General features: G+C 73.4%; 18 protein-coding genes and 1 tRNA gene. 10 read left to right on the top strand and 9 right to left on the bottom strand.

Annotated features, from left to right (window positions below):
- Position 1 precedes the first annotated feature (1 nt).
- The gene (locus ACZ63J_RS39325; protein WP_465399382.1) at positions 2 to 991 is read left to right on the top strand and encodes a GlxA family transcriptional regulator; all 990 of its coding nucleotides are present in this window, start codon (positions 2 to 4) and stop codon (positions 989 to 991) included.
- On the opposite strand, the gene ACZ63J_RS39320 is transcribed toward ACZ63J_RS39325, so the two are convergent.
- On the bottom strand, positions 988 to 1821 hold the full coding sequence (locus ACZ63J_RS39320) for a LysR substrate-binding domain-containing protein (RefSeq protein WP_465399383.1): 834 nt from the start codon (positions 1819 to 1821) through the stop codon (positions 988 to 990). The two genes, ACZ63J_RS39325 and ACZ63J_RS39320, sit on opposite strands and share 4 nt — an antisense overlap.
- A 96-nt stretch (positions 1822 to 1917) precedes the next feature.
- On the opposite strand from ACZ63J_RS39320, the gene ACZ63J_RS39315 reads away from it, so the two are divergent.
- Together ACZ63J_RS39315 and ACZ63J_RS39310 are read left to right on the top strand one after the other, a co-directional pair.
- Positions 1918 to 2892 carry a bile acid:sodium symporter family protein gene (locus tag ACZ63J_RS39315; RefSeq protein ID WP_465399384.1) on the top strand — a complete coding sequence of 325 codons (975 nt, stop codon included), beginning with the start codon at positions 1918 to 1920 and terminating at the stop codon, positions 2890 to 2892.
- A gap of 75 nt (positions 2893 to 2967) precedes the next feature.
- A complete protein-coding gene (locus ACZ63J_RS39310; protein ID WP_465399385.1) occupies positions 2968 to 3405 on the top strand; it encodes a hypothetical protein in 438 nt (145 codons plus the stop codon).
- Positions 3406 to 3433: 28 nt separating this feature from the next.
- On the opposite strand, the gene ACZ63J_RS39305 is transcribed toward ACZ63J_RS39310, so the two are convergent.
- Positions 3434 to 3724 carry a hypothetical protein gene (locus ACZ63J_RS39305; RefSeq protein WP_465399386.1) on the bottom strand — a complete coding sequence of 97 codons (291 nt, stop codon included), beginning with the start codon at positions 3722 to 3724 and terminating at the stop codon, positions 3434 to 3436.
- 188 nt (positions 3725 to 3912) lie between these two features.
- Here ACZ63J_RS39305 and ACZ63J_RS39300 point away from each other — a divergent pair.
- A tRNA-Ile gene (locus ACZ63J_RS39300) sits at positions 3913 to 3986 on the top strand.
- 33 nt (positions 3987 to 4019) lie between these two features.
- On the opposite strand, the gene ACZ63J_RS39295 is transcribed toward ACZ63J_RS39300, so the two are convergent.
- Genes ACZ63J_RS39295 through ACZ63J_RS39285 form a run of 3 tightly spaced genes read right to left on the bottom strand, consistent with a single transcriptional unit; the run spans position 4020 to position 6403 of the window.
- Positions 4020 to 4610, bottom strand: coding sequence for a dihydrofolate reductase family protein (locus tag ACZ63J_RS39295; RefSeq protein WP_465399387.1), 591 nt, complete (start codon positions 4608 to 4610; stop codon positions 4020 to 4022).
- Between the two features lie 5 nt (positions 4611 to 4615).
- The gene (locus tag ACZ63J_RS39290) at positions 4616 to 5401 is read right to left on the bottom strand and encodes a metalloregulator ArsR/SmtB family transcription factor (RefSeq protein WP_465399388.1); all 786 of its coding nucleotides are present in this window, start codon (positions 5399 to 5401) and stop codon (positions 4616 to 4618) included.
- Positions 5402 to 5434: 33 nt separating this feature from the next.
- Positions 5435 to 6403, bottom strand: coding sequence for a hypothetical protein (locus tag ACZ63J_RS39285; protein ID WP_465335039.1), 969 nt, complete (start codon positions 6401 to 6403; stop codon positions 5435 to 5437).
- 177 nt (positions 6404 to 6580) lie between these two features.
- Between ACZ63J_RS39285 and ACZ63J_RS39280 the strand changes: the two genes are divergently transcribed.
- Positions 6581 to 7585 (top strand): hypothetical protein, encoded by a 1005-nt coding sequence (locus tag ACZ63J_RS39280; protein ID WP_465399389.1) that lies wholly within the window; start codon positions 6581 to 6583, stop codon positions 7583 to 7585.
- Positions 7586 to 7721: 136 nt separating this feature from the next.
- Here the strand turns inward: ACZ63J_RS39280 and ACZ63J_RS39275 are convergent, their stop codons facing one another.
- The gene (locus ACZ63J_RS39275) at positions 7722 to 7925 is read right to left on the bottom strand and encodes a hypothetical protein (protein ID WP_465399390.1); all 204 of its coding nucleotides are present in this window, start codon (positions 7923 to 7925) and stop codon (positions 7722 to 7724) included.
- A 60-nt stretch (positions 7926 to 7985) separates the two neighbouring features.
- Complete coding sequence (locus ACZ63J_RS39270; protein WP_465335033.1) at positions 7986 to 8501, bottom strand: hypothetical protein; 516 nt, start codon at positions 8499 to 8501, stop codon at positions 7986 to 7988.
- Positions 8502 to 8709: 208 nt separating this feature from the next.
- Here ACZ63J_RS39270 and ACZ63J_RS39265 point away from each other — a divergent pair, with 208 nt between their 5' ends.
- Positions 8710 to 8991, top strand: a complete 282-nt coding sequence (locus ACZ63J_RS39265) for an early set domain-containing protein (RefSeq protein ID WP_465335031.1) — start codon at positions 8710 to 8712, stop codon at positions 8989 to 8991.
- A gap of 6 nt (positions 8992 to 8997) precedes the next feature.
- Here the strand turns inward: ACZ63J_RS39265 and ACZ63J_RS39260 are convergent, their stop codons facing one another.
- On the bottom strand, positions 8998 to 9711 hold the full coding sequence (locus tag ACZ63J_RS39260) for a LysR family substrate-binding domain-containing protein (protein WP_465399391.1): 714 nt from the start codon (positions 9709 to 9711) through the stop codon (positions 8998 to 9000).
- Positions 9712 to 9729: 18 nt separating this feature from the next.
- Here ACZ63J_RS39260 and ACZ63J_RS39255 point away from each other — a divergent pair, with 18 nt between their 5' ends.
- The 4 genes from ACZ63J_RS39255 to ACZ63J_RS39240 all read left to right on the top strand — a co-directional run bounded on the left by ACZ63J_RS39255 (position 9730) and on the right by ACZ63J_RS39240 (position 12696).
- Complete coding sequence (locus tag ACZ63J_RS39255) at positions 9730 to 10125, top strand: DUF5997 family protein (RefSeq protein WP_465399392.1); 396 nt, start codon at positions 9730 to 9732, stop codon at positions 10123 to 10125.
- A gap of 2 nt (positions 10126 to 10127) precedes the next feature.
- On the top strand, positions 10128 to 11336 hold the full coding sequence (locus ACZ63J_RS39250) for a kynureninase (protein ID WP_465399393.1): 1209 nt from the start codon (positions 10128 to 10130) through the stop codon (positions 11334 to 11336).
- A gap of 77 nt (positions 11337 to 11413) precedes the next feature.
- Positions 11414 to 11851, top strand: coding sequence for a MarR family winged helix-turn-helix transcriptional regulator (locus ACZ63J_RS39245; RefSeq protein ID WP_465335024.1), 438 nt, complete (start codon positions 11414 to 11416; stop codon positions 11849 to 11851).
- Between the two features lie 11 nt (positions 11852 to 11862).
- Entirely contained in the window at positions 11863 to 12696 is an 834-nt protein-coding gene (locus ACZ63J_RS39240; RefSeq protein ID WP_465399394.1) for a haloalkane dehalogenase, read from the top strand.
- A 4-nt stretch (positions 12697 to 12700) separates the two neighbouring features.
- Here ACZ63J_RS39240 and ACZ63J_RS39235 read toward each other — a convergent pair whose 3' ends face one another.
- Complete coding sequence (locus ACZ63J_RS39235) at positions 12701 to 13312, bottom strand: TetR/AcrR family transcriptional regulator (protein ID WP_465399395.1); 612 nt, start codon at positions 13310 to 13312, stop codon at positions 12701 to 12703.
- Between the last annotated feature and the right edge of the window lie 2 nt (positions 13313 to 13314).

The raw sequence follows: 13314 nt of genomic DNA, 5'->3' as shown, positions 1-13314 counted from the left end.
GATGGAGCACCCCGAGCGGCTGGTCGTGGTCGTCCTCTTCGACCGGGTCGACCTCCTCGACGTGACGGGCCCGGCCGAGGTCTTCTCGCTGCTGCAACGGGAGCTCGACCGGCCGTCGGGCTACCGCGTGCTCCTCGCCGCCGAGACGCCGGACCCGGTGACCACCTCCGCCGGGGTGCGCGTCCTGCCGGACGTCACCTTCGGCGAGCTGGCCGGCACGCCGATCGACAGCCTGGTCGTGCCGGGCGCGGTGACCGTCGGGGAGAACCGGGAGATCGTCGCCCGGTGCGACCCGGCCGTGGTCGAGACCGTGCGCCGGCTGGCCGGCCAGGCCCGCCGGGTGGCGTCCGTCTGCGTCGGGGCGCACCTGCTGGCGGCGGCCGGGCTGCTCGACGGCAAGCGCGCCACGACCCACTGGTCCACCGCTCGCCAGCTCGCCGCGGAGCACCCCGGCATCACCGTGGACGCCGACCCGATCTTCATCCGCGACGGCAGCGTGTGGACCGGGGCCGGGCTGAGCGCCTGCCTGGACCTCGCCCTGGCCCTGGTCGCGGACGACTTCGGCGCCGGGCCGGCGGCCCGTGTCGCCCGCCAGCTCGTCATGTTCCTCCGGCGGCCGGGTGGGCAGAGCCAGTTCAGCGTCGGCGTCGAACCGGCGTCCGCGACCCGGCGCGTCGACGACCTGCGCCAGCACATCGCCGCCCACCTCGCCGACGCGCTGACCGTGACCGACCTGGCCGCCCGGGCGCACCTGACCGACCGGCAGCTCACCCGGGTGTTCAAGGCCGAGCTGGGCATGACGCCCGCCGCCTACGTCGAGCACGCGCGGGTCGAGGCGGCCCGGCAGCGGCTGGAAACCACCGACGACTCGCTCTCGCGCGTCGCCGCCACCTGCGGTTTCGGCACGGTTTCCACCCTGACCCGGGCCTTCCGCCGGACGGTGAACACCACGCCGGGCGAGTACCGCGAGCGGTTCCGCGTCGTGGCCTAGCGGCGGACGCTGTCCAGCACGAACTCCTCCAGCGCGGCCGCCGGTCCCTCCCGGGATTCGCGGGACAGCAGCATGAACTCGATCTCGCCGGGCTCGGGCAGGCCGTCGAGCTCGACGAGGTCGGCCGGGACGAGGCTGCGCGCGTGCAGCGTGACCCCCAGCCCGGCGGCCGCCGCGGCCCGCAGGCCGGTGAGGCTCGACGTCTGGCACGCGGCCCGCCACTCCAGCCCGGCGCGTTCGAGGCACTCAACGGCGAGCTGCCGCGTGATCGACGGCATCGGGTACTGCACCAGCGGCACCGGCTGGCCGGGCTCGAGCACCGTCGCCGCCGACCCGATCCAGACCAGCGGCTCCCGCCACAGCAGCCGGCCGTGGTGCGCGCCCGGGCGACGCTTGCCCAGCACCAGGTCCAGCTGCCCGGCCCGCAGCCGCTGCGCGAGGACGTCCGAAAGCTCGACGGTCAGCTCGACGTCGACCAGCGGATGACTGCGGCGCAGCCGGTGCAGGATCTCCGGCAGCTCGCCGAGCGCGAAGTCTTCCGAGACGCCGAAACGCACCCGGCCGCGCAGCTCGGCGCCGCGGAAGTGCCGCTCCGCGCGCTCTTCGGTGTCGACGATCGTCTGCGCGAACCCCAGCATCGCCTGCCCGCGCGCGGTGAGCTCGACGGTGTGGGTGTCGCGGGCGAAGAGCAGCCCGCCCGAGTCGCGTTCGAGCCGGCGGACGTGCTGGCTGACGGTCGGCTGCCCGACCCCCAGCCGCCGCGCGGCCGCGGTGAAGCTGCGCGTCTCGGCGACGGCGAGGAACGAACGGCACAGCCGGGGGTCGAGCACCCGGCCACTCTATCGCGATCGCCGATAACAGTCAGTCCGGTCATCGGGGTTCACAATGAACGCGGGGTTGCCGAGAATAGCCGTGAGAGGAGATCCATGCCCCGGTTACGTCTCGACCCGTTCATCGTCGCCATCCTCGCCACCGTCGGCGTCGCGACCCTCCTGCCCGCGTCGGGCGTGGTGGCCGACGGCTTCGGCACCGCCACCACGATCGCCGTCGGGCTGCTGTTCTTCCTGTACGGCGCCCGGCTTTCGACGCAGGAAGCCGTGGAGGGGCTGCGGCACTGGCGGCTGCACGCGGTGGTGCTCGCCGCGACCTTCGTGCTGTTCCCGCTGCTCGGCCTGGCGCTGTTCCTGCTGCCGTCGTCGGTGCTGCCGCCCGCGCTGGCCGCCGGGGTCCTGTTCCTGACGGTGCTGCCCTCGACCGTGCAGTCGTCGATCGCGTTCACCTCGATCGCGCGCGGCAACGTCGCGGCCGCCATCTGCAGCGCGTCGCTGTCCAACCTGGCCGGGGTCGTGCTGACACCGCTGCTGGTGGCACTGCTGCTGTCCGGTGACGGCGCGGGGGTCGACGGCTCGGCCGTGCTCGGGATCGTGCTGCAGCTGCTGGCGCCGTTCGTGGCCGGGCAGCTGGCGCGCCGCTGGATCGGCGGCTGGATCACCCGCAACTCGGGCCCGCTCAAGCTGTTCGACCGCGGCTCGATCCTCCTGGTCGTCTACACGGCGTTCAGCGCGGGCATGACCGAGGGCATCTGGCACCGCCTCGACGTCGGCCACCTGCTGGTGCTCGTGCTGGTCTGCGGCGTGCTCCTGGCGGCGGTGCTCGCCGCGACCGGCTGGGGCGCGCGCCTGCTGGGTTTCGCCCGCGCCGACCGGATCACGATCGTGTTCTGCGGGTCGAAGAAGAGCCTGGCCAGCGGCCTCCCGATGGCGACGGTGCTGTTCGGGCACGCGCAGGTGGGCCTGATCGTGCTGCCGTTGATGTTGTTCCACCAGATCCAGCTGATCGTCTGCGCGACGCTGGCCCGGCGGTACGCCGATGCCGCGGTGGAGGAGCTCGTGCCCGCCTGACGTGAACGGTCCACTGTGGACGGCGTAACGGCGCGCGTCGGCGGGGCGACTCCGGGGGCCTAGGGAGGGATCGTCATGACACGAACCGTGATTGCGGCCTTGGCCGGCGCCCTGGTGGTGACGGCGGGCGCGGTGGTCTTCGCCGGCGCGTCGGCCGCCGTGGGGCCGACGCCCGCGCCGGTCGTCCAAGCGGCGCAGGCCACCTGCACGACCGACGGTGGCGGCTTCTGCACCGTCACGCACAGCCTCGGCAAGGTGCCGGAGGCGGTGGTCGTCTCGGCGAACACGCCGAGCCCGTTCAACGCGTTCGTGCTCAACACGGTGCAGGGCTCCTACACCGCGAGCACGTTCCAGGTGCGGGCGATGTTCACCCAGACCACGCCGAAGACCTTCGGCCAGATCTGGTTCACCTACGCGGCTTACGGCGCGGCTGCGGCACCGCCCACCACAACACCAACGACTGCGACGACGCCCACCACACCAGCCACGACGCCCACGACCCCAGCGCCGTGAACCGCGGAATCCGCCGTCTTCGTCTTGCCTACCAACGCTTTCCGCGCGGCCTCGGCGACGGCTTGTCCCGCAGTTCGTCGGCAAAAATGGCGTCGACGCGCGAGTTCGCCCGGGACAGCACTCGCGCGGCGGCGCGGACCACGTACCCGGCCGCGACCACGAAGAGCAGCGCCAAGCCGATCACCGCGGAGTTCGCCACGAGCGCCTCCCGGTACTGGTGCGCGAGGTACCCCAGGCCCGCCCCCGCGGTGAGCGCGTCGAGCAGCGCGAGCCGGATCATCCGGTGGTCGGGCAGCACGGCCCGGTGTGCACTGGCCAAAGGTCAGCCCTCCCGCCGTTCCGGTCAGCGGTGACGCCCTTGCAACCTAGACGAGCCTCCCCCGGTCGGCAGCCGTTTCAACCTGTTTGGCCTACCGGATCTCCCCGGATGGCCGCTGTGATAACTTGAAGCGAACTGAGTCTTCTTTGCGCATGCAAATCCCCGTGCCGCCTGCGCGCCGGGGCCAGGGGGCGGTAGCTCAGTTGGTTAGAGCAGGGGACTCATAATCCCTTGGCCGCGGGTTCGAGCCCCGCCCGCCCCACCCACTCCTGCTCGAGCCGAGCGCCCCTTGTCCTCAAAGGACCCGGTCGTACACCGCGGCCGTCTCCCCCAGCTCGCCGGTCTCGTGGTGGGCGAGCCGCCACTTCGACGCGGGCACGCCGTCGTCGAACAGCCGTGGCCCGCCGCCGGTGATCTCCGGGCAGACCAGCAAGTACAGCCGGTCGAGCAGGTCCGCCGCGAGCAGCGCCTTGATCACGCTCACGCTGCTGTTGACGAGGATGTCGCCCGATCCCGACGCCTTGAGCTCGGTGACGACGTCCGCGGCCGGGGCGTTCACCAGGCGCGTGCGCTCCCACGGCGCCTCGGTCAACGTCGTCGAGAAGACGACCTTCTCCGTGTCCACCAGCCACTTCGCGTACCCGCGGTCGCGCGGGTCGGCGGTCTCGTCCGCGGCGACCGTGGGCCAGAAACCCAGGAAACCCTCGGCGTTGCGCCGGCCGAGTACCGCCGTCGTCGCGCCTTCCCAGATGCGCGTGAGCTGGCCTCGCGCGACCTCCGTGGTCGCGTACGGGAGGATCGCGCCCAGGTCGCCCGGTCCGCCGGGGCCGGTGTAGCGGCCGTCGAGGGTGATGCTCAGGTTGGCGGTCACTCTGCGGTCGGTCACGGTGATCAGTCCTTTCCCGGGGTGAGCACATCGGTGAGGCGGTCGAGCACCTGACCCCAGCCGCTCTTGATGCCGGCGATCGCGGGGACGGCTTCGACGGTCGTCGCGGTGACGCGCAGGCCGAGCCGCAACCGCGTGCCCTCCGGTGCGGCGGCGAGCTCGAGGTCGTAGTGGCCGGTGAACGACGCTTCGCCGGCCACCGCGAGGGTGAACACGAGCCGCCCCGGCGCTTCGGCGAGGCTGACCCGGCCTTCGGAGCGGTAGACGCCGTCGGCGTCCCGGTAGTCGAGCACGGCCCGCCCGCCCGCTCGCGGTTCGAGCGCGCACGCGGTGATCGTCATGGACGGCGGCGCCCACCAGGACGCCAGCAGGTCCGCGTCGGTCCAGTGCCGCCAGACGACGTCGCGGGGCGCGGCCAGCAGCCGCTCGAAAGCGAACGTGCGCCCGTCCGCCCACCCGTCGCGATCCGCGGTCTCCCGCTCGATCGCGGCGCGGTACCGCGCGACGACGTCCCGCTCACCCTCGTGCGCCTCGGTGGTTTCGGCCAGCTCCCGCAGCCGGCCCGCGAGCGCCGCCAGCGGTTGCGCTTCGAGCGCGTAGACCCGGCGCTGCCCGAGCGGGAAGACGGCGACGAGCCCGGCGCGGGCCAGGGTCTGGAGGTGCTTGGTGGTCTGCGGCTGGCGCAGCCCGGTCAGCTCGGCCAGCTCCCCCACCGACCGGGGACGTTCGGCAAGGAGCTCGACGATGCGCCACCGAGCTGCGTCCCCCAAGGCTGCCGCGATCTGCTCCATGTCCCGAAGTATTCATCGAGCAGAATATTCAAGTCAAGGAATATCTTCGTTCAGCCACCGCAGCCCGTACGCGTACCCGAGCTGGGGCGCGGCGAAGTCCTGCGCCACCTCGTGGGCGCCGTCGAGGAGCAGCGTCTCGCCCGGCTCGGGCGGGTCGGTGAGCACCGAAGGCGGCACCCGGTCCAGCCGCCAGACCGCGCGCGGCGGCCGATGCGGGTCGAAGCGGACGCGCACGGTGAACGACTCGCAGGTCACCAGGGGCACGAACGTGTAGGACGGCCGGATCGGGCGGCCGTCCCGGATCCGGTACACCAGCGAATACGTGTGGCTGTCCCCGCGGGACAGCGGCCGCGGCAGGTCGAGCAGCAGGCGGAAGTGGCGCCGGCCCTCCCGGTTCGCCTCGCTGATCCGGACGCCGTGCTGGGCGTCGGCGTCGACCCGGCGCTCGCCGTCCCGGCCATCCTCGATGCGGGGCACGGTGAACTGCGCGGAGATCCGGCTCAGGCCGTCGCGGGTCGCGACGATCAGCCGTTCCTCGATCAGCTCCGGCTCGTCGGTGTCCAGCCGCACGAGGGCCTTGAGCTGCTTGACGAACCAGCCCCGGTCCGGGTCGGGCGCACCCTCGCCGGGGTGGGCGCCGGCCTCGATCTCGGCGGCGAGCCGGGCGAACGCGCGGTCGATCCGGCGCCGGGCCGTGCGTTCGGAGACCCGCAGCCGGTCGGCCAGGACGCCGACCCGGGCGCTGAGCAGGGCGTGCTGCGCGCCGGGGGCGATGCCGAGCGCGACGTTGACCGCGAGCCGGTCGTCGGCCGGGAACTCGGCGATCGCGGCCGCGATCGCCTCCCGCACGACGCGTCGCGCCTCGCGGTCGTTCGCCGTCCGGTGGACCTCACACCAGCCGGAGACGAGCGGCCCGAGCCTCGTGCGCAGCCGTTCGGCTTCCAGCCCCCAGCCCCGGCGCAGCCTGGTGAGCTCCCGGAGCAGACCGTCCTCGTGTGCCATGGGAACCCGATTGTGGCACGCGGACCGCGGCGCGATCGGCGGTGCCGGCTGCGCTGATCAGGTGATTCGCCGGTGGCCAGTGGTTGGCCAGTCCGGCGTGCATTCGGCCTGCCGCGGGCCTTTTCCGGTTCTCCCGCTGACCGACCATTTTCCGGTCGACGACATCGGGGAGGACCGTTGCTCGACAGTACCCACCCGGCGATCGGGCCGGCCGACGTCGCGGGGCTGCGCCGGCTGGCCCGCGACGGCCGGCTCGCGGGCTCCGCTTCGGCCGCCCCTCCCGGCGACCTGGCGCGGCTGCGCGGCGCCGTCTACACCCTGGCCTGGCCACTGGTCTTCACGCGGATCACCAAGCCGCTGGAGCGGCAGCGCCGGCACCCGGACTGCGCCCGCGGGCTCCGCTGGCTGCGGCCGGACTGCCTCGACCGCTTCCACGACGACGTCGAAGCGGTGGTGGAGCACGCGCTGCGGCGCGCGGTCGACCCGATCGAGAACCTCGAAGGCTGGCTGGCCACCCGCCTGAGCCCGGCCGCGGTCGACGCCCACCGGCGGCGGCGCGGCGAAATCGGGGCGCTGCAACGACCTCGGCTCCCGGGCTGGCTGGGCGAAGCCCTCGGCGGGGACCGCTGGCTGTGCGACCTGGCCGTCCAGATCCTGACGTGGGTGGGCGTGCCGGCGACGGCGGGCGCGGAGCTGTGGCCCCTGGACGGCTGGGCGGCCCGGCGCGCGGAGCTCACCGGCGCGTCGCCGGCCGGCCGGGACACACGCGACACGCTCGACCGTGAGGTCCGGCGGGTGCTGGCGGCGATGCGGACGCGCCCGAAGTGGTACGCGGCGCACGTCGAGCAGCCGCTCGGGCACAAGCAGGCCCCGGTCGCCCCGGCTCCGGCGGACAGCCCGGTGGACCTGCCCGCGCTGGAGCTGGTCCGCCCGCACGAGGTCGAAGACGCCCGCCTGGCCGGACTGGCGGAGCAGGCCCTGCAGGCGATCGAGACCCGCCTCGACCGCGGCGACGACCCGGCGCTCGCGGTCACCTCGGTGGTCCGCCTGCTGTTCGGCGACCGGCCGGACGTGGTGGCGCAGCGGGGATCGGCGCGGGACGACTGGGTGAGCGCGGCACTGGCGGACCCGGCACGGCTCGAGCAGATCGTGGCGACAGTCCTGGCGGTGCTCGACCGCTGAGCCGGCACTTTCCCTGGGAAAGATGCGCCCAAGGGGCCTTCGGACGCATCTTTCCCAGGGAAAGTGACGCCCTCGGGGCGCGCGGACGCATCTTTCCCAGGGAAAGTGACGCCCTCGGGGCGCGCGGGCGCAGCTTTCACGGCGAAAGTGACGGCTCGCCGGGGCCGTCTTCCGCCACCGCGCGGCGACGCGCCTCGAACACCTCCGCCAGCACCGCCGCGGGGCAGCCCGCGAGCCGCGCGCGGGTCCACGCCGCCGTCAACTCCGTCTGCAGCAACGCACCCAGCGCCGTCCGGGCGCCGTCCGTGAGTCTCGCGAGCGGGGCCGGTGGTTCGGTCACCCCGGCCTCCTCTCGCCTACGCCGGCTTCGCCCGGCCCAGCCATCTCCTGACGGACACGCTCAGCGCCACCACGGCGGTGGCGGCGCCGGCAGCCGCAGCGGGCACCCGGTGTGGCCGCCCCGCCAGCAGTCGGCGAGCCAGTGGGTCAGCGCGACCGGGCCCAGGAGGCTGTCCTCCCACACCGGGGTCAGCTCGCCGGCCTTGCGCAGCACCGATTCGGCGGTGCCGCAGAACACCACGATCGCGGCGACCGCGGCGTCGGCCCGGGCGGCAGGCCAGGCGACCGCGGCTCCGGGCAGCCGGGCCGGGATGGCCAGGCCGGTGCCGACGGTCCAGTCGCGCGCCAGCTGCACCGCGAGGTCGAACTCGACGGCTTCGGCGTGGCGCTGCCGGACCTGCCAGCGCGGGGAGACCGCGGCGGCGTGCAACCCGGCCAGCCGGGCGGCGACCAGGCCGTCCCACACCGCGCGGAGCACCGCCCGCGTATCGGCCGGGGGCAGCCCGGCGAGGTCGTGGGTGACGGCGCCGAGCCAGGCGCACGGGTCCTTGACATGACGATCAACGGTGACGGTCACGGCAGCCAGTCTCGCACCTGAACACAGCTCCGGCAGCAAGATGATCATGGTTCGCGGCAGGACCACCCGGTCGGTGGCGAACCGATGAGCGGCGTCGTCATTCCTTCGGGCACTGCGGGTGACCGAACCGTCACCACTGTGCCATCATGTCGGCGCTCAGTGCCGAGCACGTCCGCCCGACCGTCACCCGTGAAAGGCCGTCACCGCAGTGATCAAGATCAGCAAGAGCCGGGCCGGCACCCAGCGCGTCACCTTCAGCCTGCCCGCCGGAGCCCCGCCCGGACGGGTGAGCGTCGTCGGGTCGTTCAACGACTGGACGCCCGGGCGCCACCACCTCACCCCGCGCTCCAACGGCCGCCGCTCGGCGTCGGTCGACGTCGTGCCGGGCACCGTGCTGCAGTTCCGCTACCTCGGCGAGAACGGCTTCTGGTTCGACGACCCCGACCTGCCCGACCGCGCCGACGGCAACTGCGTCTGCTCGACGAACTGACCGCGCTCAGGAGCGGCGGCGGGGCTTCCCGCGCTTCGCCGGACCGCCGCCGCTTCGCCGGACAGGCTTCTTCGCGACCGGCTTCCGCTCCGGGCGCTTGCGTTCCGCCGGCGCCTGCGAGCGGCCGCGCGTGCTGTTGACCGTGCGGCCGCGGACGACGCCGATGAACTCCTCCATCAGGTCCGACGTCTCCTCCTCGAGCCACGACAACGCGACGCTCGACTGCGGCGCGTCCCCGACCGGCCGGTAGGTGAGGTCACGGCGGTGGTGCAGCCGGGCGAGCGACTGCGGGACGAACAGCACCCCGACGCCGGCCGCCACCAGCTCGATCGCGTCCGCCGTCGTCGCCGGGCGCTCGAGCGCCGGGCGGCCCGGCAGCTCGGACCACTCGAGCGTGTCGTCCAGCGGGTGCAGCACGACGTCGTCCGCCAGGTCCACGATGGACACTTCGTCGGCCGCGGCGGCCAGGTGGTCCTTGGGCACCACGACGACCGTCGTCTCGGTGTAGAGCGGGATGGCGTGCAGGCCGTCGCGGTCGATCGGCGAGCGCAGCAGCGCCGCGTCCGCGCCGCGCTCGCGCAGCAGCCCCGTCGCGTCCGCCGCGGCGACCGGCACGAGGACCAGCGGGACCGCCGGCATCCGCTCGCCCCAGGTCCGCACCCACTTGGCGGGGGTCGCTCCCGGGACGTAGCCGAGCTTGAAGGAGACGGGGTCGGTCACCGGGTCAGATTACCGGGGGTGACGCTGGCTACCCTGGACGGCATGACGTCGCACAAGACCACCCAGACCATGAAGGCCGCGACGGCGGCGAAGAAACTGGGTGTGTACCTCGAAGCCACGCCCGCCGAGTTCCAGGAGGGCGTCGTCTCGCGCGACGAGCTGAACGCGTTGCAGACCGACCCGCCCGAGTGGCTGCGGGAGCTGCGCCGCACCGGCCCGCACCCGCGGCAGGTGGTCGCGGCGAAGCTGGGCGTCTCCATCGGCGGCCTCACCCGCGGCGGCATCACCGACCCGCTCACCACCGAGCAGATCGAAGCGCTGAAGACCGAAAGCCCCGAGTGGCTGGTGCGCGAGCGCGCCACCCAGGCCGAGGTGCGCAAGGAAGCCGCGCGGGTCAAGGAAGAAAAGCACTGAGCGTGGACACCTCGGCCGGGCGGGCCGCGCGCCTCGACGCCGAAGACGGGCTCGCCGGATTCCGGGAGCGGTTCGTGCCGATCACCGACCCCGGGGTGGTCGCCTACCTCGACGGCAACTCGCTGGGCCGCCCGCTGCGCGCCACCGCCGAGCGGCTGCAGGAGGTCGTCGGGCAGGAGTGGGGCGCGCGGCTCATCCGGTCGTGGGAAGAACAGTGGCTCGCGCTGCCCGAGCAGCTCGGTGACGAGCTGGGCCGCGTCGCGCTCGGCGCCGCGCCCGGGCAGACGATCGTCGCCGACTCGACGTCGGTGTGCCTCTACAAGGTGCTTCGGGCGGCGGTGGCGCTGCGGCCGGACCGCGACGAGATCGTCACCGACACCGCGAACTTCCCGACCGACCGGTTCCTCGTCGAGAGTGTCGCCGCCGAATTGGACCGCACGGTGCGGTGGATCGACACCGCCGACGTGCGCCCCGAAGACGTCGCGGCGGTCACCGGGCCGCGGACCGCCGCCGTCGTGCTGTCCCATGTGGACTACCGGTCGGCGGCGATCGCCGACCTCGCGGGCATCACGCGGCTGGCGCACGACCGCGGCGCCCTCACCGTCTGGGACCTCTGCCACAGCGTCGGCTCGATCCCGGTCGCGCTGGACGCCGACGGCGCCGACTTCGCCGTCGGCTGCACGTACAAGTTCCTCAACGCCGGCCCCGGCGCGCCCGCTTTCCTCTACGTGAACTCCCGCCACCACGCGGAGTTCGGGCAGCCGATCACCGGCTGGATGGGCGCGGCGGACACCTTCGGCATGGCCGAGCGCTACGTGCCCGCGCCCGGCATCCGCCGCGCGCTGTCCGGCACCCCGCCGGTGCTCGGCATGATCGGCGTCCAAGAAGGGGTCGCGCTCCTGGCCGAAGCCGGCATCGAACGCGTGCGGGCCAAGGCCGTCGAGCTCGGCCGCTGGGTGCTCGACCTCGCCGACGCGTGGCTCGTCCCCCTCGGCTTCACGGTGGCCTCGCCGCGCGAGGACGCCCGCCGCGGCGGGCACGTCACCTTGCGGCACCCGGACGCCGAACGGCTTTCCCAGGTCCTCATCGAGAACGGCGTCCTGATCGACTTCCGCCGTCCCGACGGCATCCGCGTCGGGCTCAGCCCGCTGACCACCGGGTTCACCGAGGTCCGCCAGGCGATGGCGCGCATCCGGGAGCTCGCCGCCTGATCCGGCTGGGCGCCACCGGAGCGTTCTCGATCGCCAGATAGTAGCCATGTACTTAGTAGCCATGTACTGTATCTGGCATGAGCACTCCGGGACACCTCGTCTGGCGGCTGTCGATGAAGTGGCGGGCGGCCGTCGACCGCGCCCTCGCCCCGATCGGCCTGACGCACGCCCAGTACGTCTTCCTGGCCTCGCTCTCCGGGCTGGAGCGCGCCGGAACCAGCCCGAGCCAACGGGAACTGGCCGACCACACCGGACTGGAAGCGCTCTACGTCTCGAAGCTCGCGCGCACCCTCGACACCGACGGCCTGGTCGACCGCACCCGCGACCCCGCCGACACCCGCACCATCCGGCTGGCCCTCACCGCGCGCGGCCGCGAGGTCGTCGAGCCGGCGATCACGACCGTGGCCGAGCTGCTCGACCGGCTCCTCGCGCCGCTCGGCGGCCGGGACGGCGACCGCACCGCGGCCCTGACCCGCGAGCTCACCGTCCTCCTCGACACCCCACTGGAACCCTGAAGGGACAAGCCATGACCCTGTACCACGAAGAATCCGGCGCCGGCACGCCGATCGTCTTCCTGCACGGCAACCCCGGTTCGTCTCACGGCTGGCGCCACGTCCGCCCGCACGTCGGCGGCGGCCGGCTGCTCGCGCCCGACCTCATCGGCATGGGCCGCTCCCCGAAGCCCGACCTCGGCTACGGCTTCGACGACCACGCCCGGCACCTCGACGCCTGGTTCGACGAGCTCGGCCTGGACGACGTCGTCCTCGTCGGGCACGACTGGGGCGGCGCGCTCGCCTTCGACCACGCCGCACGGCATCCCGGCCGGGTGCGCGGGATCGCGTTCTTCGAGACCATCGTGAAGCCGATGGCCTGGGACGACCTGACCCCGCAGGCGGCGGAGCGGTCGCGGAAGATCCGCACGCCGGGGGTCGGCGAGGACATGGTGCTGAGGCAGGATCTTTTCGTCCGGCAGGCGTTCACCGGCGGTGTCCGCACGCCGGTCGGCGACGACGACCTGGCCGCCTACCTCGCGCCGTTCCCCACTCCCGAGAGCCGCCGGCCGGTGCTCGCCTGGGCCCGGCAGCTGCCGCTCGGCGGTGAGCCGGCCGGGCTCGTCTCGCGCATCGAGGCCTACGACGAGTGGCTGGCCACCAGCACCGACGTCCCGAAGCTGCTCATGACGTTCGAAGGATCCCCGACGCTGCTCATCGGCGAGGCGATGACGCGGTGGTGCGAAGCGAACATCGCGACGCTGGACGTCGTCGCGTGCGGGGAAGCCGGGCACCACGCGCAGGAGGACCGGCCGAAGGAGATCGGCACCGAGATCTCCGCGTGGCTGGACCGCCACGGACTCCGCTGAGCCGTCAGGTGTGGCGCAGCGGCGGGACGACGTCGGCGCCGAGGACGCGGGCCGCCACCCACGCCAGCCCGTCCGCCGTGCGCGCCGGCGTGTCCGACGGCTGCACGACGTGGCTGAGCACCGCGCGGACGACCAGGTCGATCACCACGGCGACCTGCTCGTCCGAGAGCGCCGGCCGGTAGGCCAGCACGCGCACGGTCAGCATCGCCTTCGCCCGCGCGAGCAGCGTGCCGGCCTGGGTGGTCAGCAGCGGCAGGAGCTCGCTGGCCGCGCCGTGCGACGCGGAGGCGATCGCGCGCAGCAGGACGTTGTCCTCGGCCAGCTCCAGGACCGCGCGGACGGCGTCGTACATCGCCTCGACGAGGTCGGTCTCGTGGCGGTCGAAGGCCGCGTCGACCACCGAGAGGAAGCGCCCGAGCTCGTGCGAGACCATCGCTTCGGCGAGCGCGGCCTTGGAGCCGATCTCGTTGTAGACGGTCTGGCGGCTGACGCCGACCAGCTCCGCCAGCCGGGCCATCGTGACCGCCGGCCAGCCCGACCGCGCGGTCAGCTCGATCGCCGCGGTGATGATCGGCTGCCGGTGCTGTCCGCCCTCGGGCGCGAATCCCGTACTCATCG

Source organism: Amycolatopsis sp. NPDC104863, from assembly GCF_055582965.1.
This window is presented reverse-complemented; position numbering and strand designations above follow the sequence as displayed.

Excerpts from the sequence above, each read along its gene's own strand:
- ACZ63J_RS39325 (WP_465399382.1), top strand. The coding sequence starts at position 2 with ATGGAGCACCCCGAGCGGCTGGTCGTGGTCGTCCTCTTCGACCGGGTC.
- ACZ63J_RS39315 (WP_465399384.1), top strand. The coding sequence starts at position 1,918 with ATGCCCCGGTTACGTCTCGACCCGTTCATCGTCGCCATCCTCGCCACC.
- ACZ63J_RS39310 (WP_465399385.1), top strand. The coding sequence starts at position 2,968 with ATGACACGAACCGTGATTGCGGCCTTGGCCGGCGCCCTGGTGGTGACG.
- ACZ63J_RS39290 (WP_465399388.1), bottom strand. The coding sequence starts at position 5,401 with ATGGAGCAGATCGCGGCAGCCTTGGGGGACGCAGCTCGGTGGCGCATC.
- ACZ63J_RS39285 (WP_465335039.1), bottom strand. The coding sequence starts at position 6,403 with ATGGCACACGAGGACGGTCTGCTCCGGGAGCTCACCAGGCTGCGCCGG.
- ACZ63J_RS39245 (WP_465335024.1), top strand. The coding sequence starts at position 11,414 with ATGAGCACTCCGGGACACCTCGTCTGGCGGCTGTCGATGAAGTGGCGG.
- ACZ63J_RS39240 (WP_465399394.1), top strand. The coding sequence starts at position 11,863 with ATGACCCTGTACCACGAAGAATCCGGCGCCGGCACGCCGATCGTCTTC.
- ACZ63J_RS39235 (WP_465399395.1), bottom strand. The coding sequence starts at position 13,312 with ATGAGTACGGGATTCGCGCCCGAGGGCGGACAGCACCGGCAGCCGATC.